This is a genomic window from Bacillus sp. SIMBA_008, from assembly GCF_046535495.1.
Lineage (GTDB): Bacteria > Bacillota > Bacilli > Bacillales > Bacillaceae > Bacillus > Bacillus subtilis.
This window is the reverse complement of sequence record NZ_JAWRWL010001447.1, coordinates 1-228: the sequence shown is the minus strand read 5'-3', so window position 1 is coordinate 228 and position 228 is coordinate 1. Positions and strand designations below refer to the sequence as shown.

Below are 228 nucleotides of genomic sequence, written 5' to 3'. Positions count from 1 at the left end.
AGCCGATGGCCTGCACGCATCAAGAGGAAACGTACACCATCATTTATAATGGCGAGCTGTATAACACGGAGGAATTGCGGAAGGAGCTTCAGGCGAGGGGCCACCGTTTTGAGAGGACCTCTGATACAGAAGTGCTGCTACACAGCTATATTGAGTGGCGGGAGGAGTGCGTGGACCGCTTGAACGGTATTTTCGCTTTTGCCATCTGGAATGAAAAGCGAAAGCGGC

At 52.2% G+C, this 228-nt stretch carries 1 pseudogene; it reads left to right on the top strand.

The features are described 5' to 3' along the window. A pseudogene (locus SB658_RS28275) lies at positions 1 to 228 on the top strand (asparagine synthase (glutamine-hydrolyzing)); the annotation flags it as partial.